The sequence below is a fragment of the Streptomyces specialis genome, assembly GCF_001493375.1.
GTDB lineage: Bacteria > Actinomycetota > Actinomycetes > Streptomycetales > Streptomycetaceae > Streptomyces > Streptomyces specialis.
On the sequence record NZ_LN929893.1, the window covers coordinates 396,326 to 405,926 of the forward strand.

At 72.8% G+C, this 9,601-nt stretch carries 8 protein-coding genes and 1 pseudogene; 6 read left to right on the forward strand and 3 right to left on the reverse strand.

All coding sequences use genetic code 11. From position 1 onward, the window contains the following. Nucleotides 1–227: 227 nt before the first annotated feature. The 4 genes from BN2279_RS11610 to BN2279_RS11625 all read left to right on the forward strand — a co-directional run bounded on the left by BN2279_RS11610 (nt 228) and on the right by BN2279_RS11625 (nt 4,531). Complete coding sequence (locus BN2279_RS11610) at nt 228–1,151, forward strand: sulfotransferase family protein (RefSeq protein WP_059008619.1); 924 nt, start codon at nt 228–230, stop codon at nt 1,149–1,151. Beyond that, nucleotides 1,151–1,606: a hypothetical protein gene (locus BN2279_RS30555; RefSeq protein ID WP_059008753.1), complete on the forward strand. Its 456-nt coding sequence runs from the start codon at nt 1,151–1,153 to the stop codon at nt 1,604–1,606. The genes BN2279_RS11610 and BN2279_RS30555 overlap by 1 nt, the downstream gene beginning before the upstream one ends. Beyond that, nucleotides 1,603–2,820 (forward strand): glycosyltransferase family 4 protein, encoded by a 1,218-nt coding sequence (locus BN2279_RS11620; protein WP_059008620.1) that lies wholly within the window; start codon nt 1,603–1,605, stop codon nt 2,818–2,820. Before BN2279_RS30555 ends, BN2279_RS11620 begins: the two co-directional genes overlap by 4 nt. A 211-nt stretch (nt 2,821–3,031) precedes the next feature. Further along, complete coding sequence (locus BN2279_RS11625; RefSeq protein WP_059008756.1) at nt 3,032–4,531, forward strand: MDR family MFS transporter; 1,500 nt, start codon at nt 3,032–3,034, stop codon at nt 4,529–4,531. 86 nt (nt 4,532–4,617) lie between these two features. On the opposite strand, the gene BN2279_RS11630 is transcribed toward BN2279_RS11625, so the two are convergent. Together BN2279_RS11630 and BN2279_RS11635 are read right to left on the reverse strand one after the other, a co-directional pair. Further along, nucleotides 4,618–4,857, reverse strand: coding sequence for a DUF397 domain-containing protein (locus tag BN2279_RS11630; protein ID WP_059008621.1), 240 nt, complete (start codon nt 4,855–4,857; stop codon nt 4,618–4,620). Between the two features lie 6 nt (nt 4,858–4,863). Then, complete coding sequence (locus BN2279_RS11635; RefSeq protein ID WP_059008622.1) at nt 4,864–5,721, reverse strand: helix-turn-helix domain-containing protein; 858 nt, start codon at nt 5,719–5,721, stop codon at nt 4,864–4,866. A gap of 194 nt (nt 5,722–5,915) precedes the next feature. Here BN2279_RS11635 and BN2279_RS11640 point away from each other — a divergent pair, with 194 nt between their 5' ends. Together BN2279_RS11640 and BN2279_RS11645 are read left to right on the forward strand one after the other, a co-directional pair. Beyond that, nucleotides 5,916–6,386 carry an ATP-binding protein gene (locus BN2279_RS11640; protein ID WP_059008623.1) on the forward strand — a complete coding sequence of 157 codons (471 nt, stop codon included), beginning with the start codon at nt 5,916–5,918 and terminating at the stop codon, nt 6,384–6,386. Nucleotides 6,387–6,622: 236 nt separating this feature from the next. Next, nucleotides 6,623–8,371: a VanW family protein gene (locus BN2279_RS11645; RefSeq protein ID WP_234347758.1), complete on the forward strand. Its 1,749-nt coding sequence runs from the start codon at nt 6,623–6,625 to the stop codon at nt 8,369–8,371. A gap of 724 nt (nt 8,372–9,095) precedes the next feature. On the opposite strand, the pseudogene BN2279_RS28550 reads toward BN2279_RS11645, so the two are convergent. Continuing rightward, nucleotides 9,096–9,404 (reverse strand): annotated as a pseudogene (locus BN2279_RS28550) (replication initiator); the annotation flags it as partial. Between the last annotated feature and the right edge of the window lie 197 nt (nt 9,405–9,601).

Sequence of the window (9,601 nt, forward strand, 5' to 3'; positions counted from 1 at the left end):
GCCCGCGGGGCCCGGCCCGGGCGGCGCCGTTCCCCGGCCCCCCTCACTCCCCCGGGTGAGACCGGGCAACGCGGCCCGCCGCTTCGTCGTCCCTCGTCCGGGTCAGGCCGTCGCGCGCGAGGGCGGGCCGGAAGCCCCCGGAATCGCGGGAAAATCCCCGTGGCGGTATTTCCGCCGGATGAACGGGCGTGAATTCGGTGCCGTTCCGGGGTTTAGCCTCGTGCGCCATGACCCTGCTCCGGAAAATCAACAAGACGCTCGGCTCCGCCCCCGGATTCCAGATCCGGCGGGTCCGGCCCAGGCCCGCGGCGGCGACCGCCGCGCCCGCCGCGCCCCGCGCCGCCCGGCCGGTGGCCCTTGGCCGCGCGCAGCCCGCCGCCGTCGTGCGACCGCCGGGCGACCCGCGCGTCGACCGCCTGCTGCGGCAGCCGGTGTTCATCATCGCGCCGGTCCGGTCCGGTTCGACGCTGCTGCGCATGATGCTGAACGCCCACTCCCGGCTCCACGCGCCGCACGAGCTGCATTTCCGCCGTCTGGAGGTCCATTTCTCCACCGGGCTCGCGGAGAAATCGCTGGCCGCTCTCGGTCTGGACCGGGGCGACGCCGAGCATCTGCTGTGGGACCGGCTGATGCACCGCGAGCTGGTGAAGTCGGGGAAGTCGGTCCTCGTCGAGAAGACCCCGGGGAACGCGTTCGCGCACAAGCGGCTCGCCGCCTGCTGGCCGGACGCCCGGTTCGTCTTCCTCCTGCGGCACCCGGCCTCCATCGCCAGGTCCTGGCACGAGGCGGATCCCGGCCGGCGCGGCCCGGAGGAGGCGGCGCTGGACGCGCTGCGGTTCATGAACGCCGTGGAGCGCGCCCGGAAGCGGCTGACCGGGCACACCGTGCGGTACGAGGAGCTGACCGACGACCCGGCGACGGCGCTCAAGGGCATCTGCTCCTTCCTGGAGATCGAGTGGGAGCCGGGGATGCTGGAGTACGGCGACCACGACACGGGGGTCGTCGCCAAGGGGCTCGGCGACTGGAAGGACAAGATCCGCTCCGGCCGCGTCCAGCCGGGCCGCGCGCTGCCCGCGCCGGGCGAGGTGCCGGACGCGCTGCGCGGGATCTGCGCGGCGTGGGGCTACCCGGCCGGGTCGGCGGTCGCGTGATGGCGCACGCGGAGCTGGACCGGGTGTGGCCGCGTGACGGCAGGGTCCGGCTGGTCGGCCGCCTCCACGGCCGGGCCCCGGCCGCCGGCGAGGCGTGGGAGCTGCTGCTGACCCTGCGGGACGGCGACGGGCGGCGGCTGCGGTACCCGGCACCGCTCGACGGCCCGGCGTTCGACGTGTCGCTCCCGGTGGGTGACCTCGCGCCGCGGGACGTCGCGCTCCCCGCCTACTGGGACGCCCACCTGGCGCCCGGCCCGGCCGCCACCGCGCCGCGACTGCGCGTGGGGCGGCTGCTGGACGACATCCGGGGCAAGAAGCACGTCATGGTCTACCCCGGTCAGACCGTCGCGGCGGACGGCAGGACGGCGCGCGTCCGGCCGTACTACACCGTGCGGGACAACCTCGCGGTCGAGGTCCGCGAGGTCCGCGAGGACGGGGAGGGCGTGGCGCCATGAGGATCCGCTATCTGCTGCTGCACGCGTACGGCATGGGCGGAACGATCCGCACCGTGCTCACCCAGGCGAACACGATGGCGGCGGCCGGCCACGACGTCGAGGTGGTGAGCGTGGTGCGGCGGGCGGGCGAGCCGCCCCTCGCGGTCGATCCGCGGGGACGGCTCAGCGACATCGCCGACCTGCGCGGCCACGCCGCCGCCCCCGGGCCGGCGGGCCGGCTGCGCGCGTGGCGCGAACGGCGGCGGGCGGCCCGTCCGCCCCGGTACGTGCCGGGCAGCGAGCCGGGGCACAAGGCCATCAACCGGGCCGTGGAACGCGCGGTGATCGGCTATCTGCGCGGGCTGCGGGACGGCATCCTCGTCACCACCCGGCCCGCGCTGAACATCCTGGCCGCCGAGTTCGCCACCGGCGGGGTCCTCCGGGTCGGCCAGGAGCACATGAACCTGGGCACCCACCGCCCGGACCTGCGGGCGGCCATCGCCCGCTGGTACCCGCACCTGGACGCCGTGGCCGTGCTGACCGGCCGGGACCGCGACGACTATCTGCGGCTGGCCCCCGGCACCCGCGTCGTCCGCATCCCCAACGCCGTGCACTCGCTGGACCAGAAGCCGTCCACCTGCGCGAACAAGATCGCCGTGGCGGCGGGGCGGCTGCGCCCGCAGAAGGGGTTCGACCTGCTGATCCCCGCGTTCGGGCAGGCCGTCGAGGCCTACCCCGACTGGCAGTTGCGGATCTTCGGCACGGGGAACAAGCAGCCGCGGCTGCGCCGGCTCATCGAGGAGCACCACCTCTACAACCACGTCTTCCTGATGGGCCGCACCGACGAGATGGACGAGGAGCTGGCCAAGGCCTCGATGTACGTGCTGAGTTCACGGTACGAGGGACTGCCGATGGTGATGATCGAGGCGATGGCGCACGGGCTGCCCGTGGTCAGCTTCGACTGCCCGACGGGCCCCTCGGACGTGATCACCGACGGCAAGGAGGGGCTGCTGGTCCCGCCGGGCGATGTGGACGGGCTGGCGGCGGCGATGCGGCGGCTGATGGGCGACGAGGCGCTGCGCGCCGAGATGGGCGACGCGGCGCTCGCCACCGTCCAGGCGTACGGTCCGGAGGCGATCCGGGAGCGGTGGACGGAGCTGTTCGAGGCGCTGGAGCGCGGGAACGGCGTACCCGGGGCTTCGGAGCCGGGGTCCCTGGTGCGCGGACCCCGGTAGGCCGGGCCGGGGACCCCTGGGGGCGGCAAAGATTTCGCCAACTCGTTACGTGTATTAAGCATCTTTATCGTATCGTCGTACGAGGGAGGCCCCGCCACGATCCGCAGCACCACCCCGACAGGGAGCCCGTTTGACCAGCCAGAGCATCGACACGCCCGCACCGGCCCACCCGCGCCCCGAGGCCCCGGCCGTCGTGGAGGTGGCGGCGCCGATGACGCATCCGGAGATCATGCGGGCGCTGTCCGGGCTGCTGCTCGGCATGTTCGCCGCGATCCTCTCCTCCACCATCGTCACCAACGCCCTGCCCCGGATCATCGGCGAGCTGGGCGGCGGGCAGTCCGCGTACACCTGGGTCGTCACCGCGACCCTGCTGGCGATGACGGCGTCGATGCCGCTGTGGGGGAAGCTCGCCGACCTCTTCAGCAAGAAGCTGCTCATCCAGGCCGCGCTGAGCGTCTACGTGGCCGGCTCGCTCGTCGCCGGTCTCTCGCAGAACCCGGCCATGCTGATCACCGTCCGCGTCGTGCAGGGCATCGGCGTCGGCGGCCTGATCGGCCTGTCGCAGATCATCCTGGCCGCGATGATCCCGCCCCGCGAGCGCGGCCGGTACAGCGGCTACCTGGGGGCCACGTTCGCCCTGGCGACCGTGAGCGGCCCGCTGATCGGCGGGGTGATCACCGACACGCCGTGGCTCGGCTGGCGCTGGTGCTTCTACATCGGCGTCCCCGTCGCCCTCGCCGCCCTGGTGGTGCTCCAGCGCACCCTGCGGCTGCCGGTCACCCGGCGCGCGGTGCGGATCGACTGGACCGGCGCGCTCCTGGTCAGCGCGGCCATCTCGCTGCTGCTGATCTGGGTGACGCTGGCGGGCGACCGGTACGACTGGGTGTCCTGGCAGACCGTCGCGATGGTCGGCGGCTCGGTGGCGCTGGGCGCGCTGTTCGTGCTGAACGAGGCGCGCGCCGACGACCCGATCATCCCGCTGCGGCTCTTCCGGGACCGGACGATCAGCCTCACCTCGGCGGCCTCGCTGCTCGTGGGGGTGGTGATGCTGAGCGGCACCGTCTTCTTCAGCCAGTTCTTCCAGCTCGCGCGCGGCCAGAGCGCCACCATGTCCGGGATCATGACGATCCCGTTCATCGGCGGCATGACCCTGACCTCCACCGCTTCGGGGTGGCTCATCACCCGCACCGGGCGCTGGAAGCACTGGCTGGTCGCCGGCGGCGCCCTGATCACCGCCGGGTCGGCGCTGCTGGGCACCGTGCGGTACGACACCCCGTACTGGCGCGTCGCGGTCTCCATGGCCGTGCTCGGGGCGGGGATCGGCATGCTGCTGCAGAACCTGGTGCTGGCCACCCAGAACGTGGTGGACGCGCGGGACCTCGGCTCGGCCAGCTCGGTGGTCGCGTTCTCCCGCTCGCTGGGCGGCGCCATCGGCGTCTCGGTGCTCGGCGCGGTGCTCGCCCAGCGCGTCGGCGGCTACACCCGGGACGGGCTGGCCGGGCTGGGCCCGTCGGACGCGGCGGGCGCCGCCGACGCGGCCGGCGGCGGCATCCCGGACGTGGCCGCGCTGCCCGAACCGCTGCGGACGGTGATCGAGGGCGCGTACGGGCACGGCATCGCCGACCTGTTCCTGTACGCCGCGCCCGCCGCGCTGCTGGCCCTGGTGATCACCGTCTTCGTGAAGGAGACCGCGCTGCGGACCCGCGCCTAGGCCCGCGCGCCCCCGCGCACGCGGGCCCCGGACGCGCCAGGACCCCCGGCCCGTGGCGGGCCGGGGGGCCTGGCGTCGCGGTGGGCTCAGGCGAGCAGGAAGTCCGCCTCGCCGCGCTTGGCTCCCCGGATGAACGACTCGATCTCGGGCTGCGTGTAGATCAGCGCCGGGCCGTCGGGATCGGTGGACTGCCGCAGCGCCACCCGGCCGTCGGCCAGCTTCATGGCCTCCACGCAGTTGCCGCCGTTGGTGCCGCTCCACGGCTTGGCCCAGCCCTCGCTGCCGAGGTTCCTGGCCGGCATCCCGTTGTATATCTCGTCACTCATGCGGGTTCAGAGCTCCTTGCGAATCGCACCGAGAAGGGCCTCGGTGTCGTGAACCGGTGCGGCCTGCGCACCTATACGGTCCAGAACCTCCAGAAAGGCCACGGTGTCGGGCCGCTCGTCGAGGTAGACCCCGCCGGTCAGGCTCTCGGTGTAGATGATGTCGGGCAGCTCAGGGATCTCGAACCGGAAGAGCTGGAACGGCCCGAACATCCCCGGGTGCGGACCGGCGCTGAACGGCATGATCTGGAGCGTGACGTTGGGCAGCGCCGTCGCCTCCACCAGCCGGTCGATCTGCGCCCGCATGAGGTCGGGCGACCCGACCCGCCGGCGCAGCACCCCCTCCTCGATCACGGCCCACAACAGCGGTGCCCGCGACCGGGACAGCAGCTCCTGACGCTCCATGCGCAACGCGACCCGGCGCCCGATCTCCTCCTGCGAGGCGTTGGGGAACCCGGTGCGCAGCAGCGCCCGCGCGTACTCCTCGGTCTGCAACAGGCCGGGCACGCAGTGCGGTTCGTACGCGCGGATGAGGCTGGCCTCGCCCTCCAGGCTCACGTGGAGGCTGAACCAGTCCGGCAGCACGTCGCGGTAGCGGTGCCACCAGCCGGGCCGGTTGGCCTCGTTGACCAGCAGCAGGAACGAGTCGGCCTCGGCGCGCGGCACCCCGTAACGCTCCAGCAGCGCCTTGACGTAGAGGGGCTTGAGGCCGACTTCCGCCTTCTCCATGCGGCGCACCGTGGTGGTGTTCACGCTGAGCGCCTGCGCCGCGTCGGCGAACGAACAGCCGGCCCGTTCCCGCAGATCGCGCAGGCGCAGCCCCAGGACGATCTGTCCCACGGTCGGGCCCGACCGTGCCTCTGCCACGCCGCCTCCCTCGCACGCGAGTTGGCGACGCCAACTCCTGGCAGCAGTCTGCCACACGGGGTAGCGGCATCGACAAAGGTCATTTGTCTTTATGCGAATTGCAGAACTCCCCTTGCGTAATGCGCACCTGGGTGCGCATAGTTGACACGCGACCCGGTCCACCCCCACGGTTCGGCACCCCCGGAGAGGCGACCATGCCCGTGTTCCCGCTTCACGGCACGACGCCGCTCACCCTTCCCGCGCAGGCCCCCACCGCTCCGGGCACACCGCGACAGGGCGAGCGTTTCGCCCTGCCGGCGCTCGCCGAGTCCGTGGCGACCGCGCGCGACCGGGTCGAGCGGCGCTTCGATCACTGGGGACTGCCGCGGGAGGTCCGCGACACCGCCCGCCTGGTGATCTCCGAGCTGGTCACCAACGCCCTCCTGCACACGGACAGTCACATCATCACCTGCCGGCTGGAGGCGAGCCCCCGCCTGGACCGGCTGCGGATCGAGGTGGCCGACGAGGGCCGCGGGCTCGACCGCCGCGCGGCGCCGCGCCCGGCGAGCGCCGACTCCGAGCACGGCCGCGGCCTGGTGCTGCTGGACGCGCTGGCCGCCCGGTGGGGCGTCCTGTGCCCCGACCGGAACGCGGGCTGCACGGTGTGGGCGGAGCTGCGACCCTGACCCCGGGGTCTTGCCGCGCGTCCCGCTCCCGGCGGTGATCAGCGGCCGGAACGGGCTTCCGGTTGCCCCGGCCCCCTCACGCGCTTTTAGTGAGATATGACGCTCTTCTCGCTGGAAGTACGACTACACCGCTCATATCGGCTGTATCGCCTGAACGTCCCATTTCCGTGCGACGCACGCGGTTGGTTACCCTTCCACTCGTCTCCGCGCACTCCGCGCCGTCCCGAGGGAGCCCCGTGGCCGCCTACCCGCCGTTTCCGGCCGAGCCGCCGCACATAGCGCGCCACCGCGCCGTCACCCGCCGCCCGGCGGTGATCGCCATCGGCGTCGCGCTGACCCTGGCCGCGCTCTACCTGATCGGGTCCCTGCTCACCGGCGGCGAGATCGCCGGGGGAACCAGCGTCCAGGGCGTCGACATCGGCGGCATGTCCCCGGGCGCGGCGCGCGACAAGCTCACCGAGGAGCTGGCCTGGACCAGGACCGAGCCGATCGAGGTCACGATCGGCGAGAACGGGGACGTCCAGGAGCTGGACCCCGTCGAGCTGGGGCTGACCGTCGACATCGACGCCACCGTCGACCAGGCCGAGGTGCCGGGGCTGCTCGGATCCCTCTTCGGCACGGGCGGCGGCGAGCTGGAGCCGGTGGTCCGGCAGGACGAGGAAGCGGGCCGCTCCGAGCTGACCGCGCTGGCCCAGGACTCCGCCACCAGCCTCCGGGAGGGCGCGGTGGGCTTCGAGAACGGCGAGGTGTCCGTCACCGAGCCGCGCCCGGGCACCGAGCTGGACGTGGACCGCGCCCTGGACCTGCTGCGGGACCGTTTCCCCGACATCGGTGAGCCGCTGCCGCTGCCGGTGCGGGAGGCGGAGCCCGTCACCGGCCCCGACGAGATCGAACGGGCCGTGGAGGAGTTCGCCGAGCCCGCCATGTCCGGCCCCGTGGTGCTGACGGCTGACGAGGAGCGGATCACCGTCCCCACCGAGGTCATCGGTGACCACCTCACCATGACCGCCGACGACACCGGACGGCTGGAACCGGCGCTGGACGGCGAGGCGCTGGCCGCCGACGAGCGGCTGGCCGACGCGTTCGAGAACGCGGGCACCGAGCCCACCGACGCCACGCTCCGCCTGGAGGGCTCCGAGGTCGTCGTCGCCGCCGACGGCACCCCCGGCACCCGCGTGGTCACCGACGGGCTCGGTGAGACGGTGCTGCCGCTGCTGACCGGACGCGGCGACGAGGCCCGCACGGCGGCCCTCCGGACCGAGGAGGTCGCGCCGGAGGTGACGGCCGACACCTACCAGGACCTCGGGATCATGGAGCAGATGTCCACCTTCACGGTGAACTTCGACCCCGCCCCCTACCGCACCACCAACATCGGCCGGGCCGCCGAGCTGATCAACGGCTCGGTGGTGCTGCCCGGCGAGGAGTGGAGCTTCAACGAGACGGTCGGTGAGCGCACCGAGGCCAACGGCTTCGTGGAGGGCCTCATCATCCTCGACGACCAGTACCAGCAGGCGCAGGGCGGCGGCGTCTCGGCGGTGGCGACCACCATGTTCAACGCGGTGTTCTTCGCCGGCGTGGACCCCGTCGAGTACGGCGCGCACTCCTTCTACATCGAGCGGTACCCGGAGGGCCGGGAGGCCACCGTCGCCTGGGGCAGCCTGGACCTGCGCTGGGTGAACGACTCGGGCAACGCCATCTACGTCGCCGCCGACGCCACCGACACCTCCGTCACCATCTCCTTCTTCGGCACCAAGCGGTACGACGACGTCCAGTCCGAGACGGGCCCGCGCGAGAACATCGAGGAGCCCGAGCGCCGGGAGGACGACAGCGAGGAGGGCGTGCCGCAGCCGCCGATGGAGGGCTTCGACGTCGAGGTGGACCGGATCCTGCTGGACGGCGGCGAGGAGGTCGGCCGCGAGACGTTCCGCACCCACTACGTGCCGCGCGACGAGGTGGTCTGCGTCGGCGGGGACGGCGGGGAGTAGCGCCGGCCCGGGGGCACCAATAGCACCTACACCACGGCTCGTGCCTGCCTTGCCGGGCACGGGCCGTTCATCTTGCTCGGACGCAGTGAAGATCGTCGTGGACGTGTGGGTAACCTCGGGTATCTGGTCGGCGGGGAGCCTGAGCGTGAACGTGATGTCATCGCTGTTCTGGTGCAGGTCGATAGTCAAGTGGGTCACGTCGACCAGACGCCGCTGTAGGTCTTCGGGCGCGTCGGGCAGGCGCAGGCTCAGGGACGGCAGGGCGTCGGGAAGGTCCGCCGCGTCCAGGCTCGGCCCCGTCGGCTCGGCCGCCTCGGCCTTGTCGATGTCGGCCACGACCGCCAGGGTTGCCTTCCGCTGGGCTTCGCGGTCGTTGTAGGTCCGCCTCAGGCCGTCCGCGAAGGGGTCGCCCGGCTCGCAGTCCCGTGCCTGCCGCAGGATGTTCTCCTGCCGCCGTGTGAGGTCGGCCAGGGCCTTCTGGTGGCGTTCCCGCTCGGCCTGGCGTTCCTTCGTGGCGCGGTCGTCCACGCCGGCGATCTCTGCGGCCAGCAGGTCCCGGCGGTGCGGGCCGAATAGCCGGTCGGCGTAGAAGGCGCCTACCGCGTCCATGAGCACGTCCTCGCGCAGATACACGCTCTTGGGGTGACCGGCGTAGGTGTCGGGGCGGCCCCGGTTGTTCGAGCGCGGCCAGCACGTGTAGTACGTGATCGCGTCGCGGTGGTTGTCAAACATGAGCCGTCGGCAGCCGCAGCGGAGCTTGCCCCGGACCGGTCAGCCGCCAGACTCCCGACCGGCTGACCGCACAGCCGCGTCGGGGTATAAGCCGGTCGGGCAGGCCCAACGCCGTGCCCTGCTGGGCGCGGTGGTCGGTGCGGGCCGAACGGAGGGCGGGCAGGGTGGTGGAGTAGTGACGGGATCCGGTGGTGAAGTGGCCGCGACAGCCGAGCATGTGGGCCCAGCGGCGCAGCGGCAGCGGCTCCGAGGCGGGCAGGCCGCCCGGCCACCAGTATGCGCCGATCATGCGCACGGTGTGGGCGCATACAGAGTCAGGGTGGCCAGGTCGGCCCGGTCACCGCACCCGCGTTCCTCCGCTCCGTTGGTGGGGTGCTGGCGACGTAGCCAGCCACGGCCGAGGAGGGCAGCGCCTTCCCGGCGTCAAACGCGGTGATGGGCCGCACGTCGATCTGCGTGCCGAAGCGCAGGTGCGCGGGCCGACGACATCGCAGCCGA

Bases quoted from the DNA above. Each gene is read 5' to 3' on its own strand.
- BN2279_RS11625 (WP_059008756.1), top strand. From the start codon at position 3,032: ATGACGCATCCGGAGATCATGCGGGCGCTGTCCGGGCTGCTGCTCGGC.
- BN2279_RS11630 (WP_059008621.1), bottom strand. From the start codon at position 4,857: ATGAGTGACGAGATATACAACGGGATGCCGGCCAGGAACCTCGGCAGC.
- BN2279_RS11610 (WP_059008619.1), top strand. From the start codon at position 228: ATGACCCTGCTCCGGAAAATCAACAAGACGCTCGGCTCCGCCCCCGGA.
- BN2279_RS11620 (WP_059008620.1), top strand. From the start codon at position 1,603: ATGAGGATCCGCTATCTGCTGCTGCACGCGTACGGCATGGGCGGAACG.
- BN2279_RS11640 (WP_059008623.1), top strand. From the start codon at position 5,916: ATGCCCGTGTTCCCGCTTCACGGCACGACGCCGCTCACCCTTCCCGCG.
- BN2279_RS30555 (WP_059008753.1), top strand. From the start codon at position 1,151: ATGGCGCACGCGGAGCTGGACCGGGTGTGGCCGCGTGACGGCAGGGTC.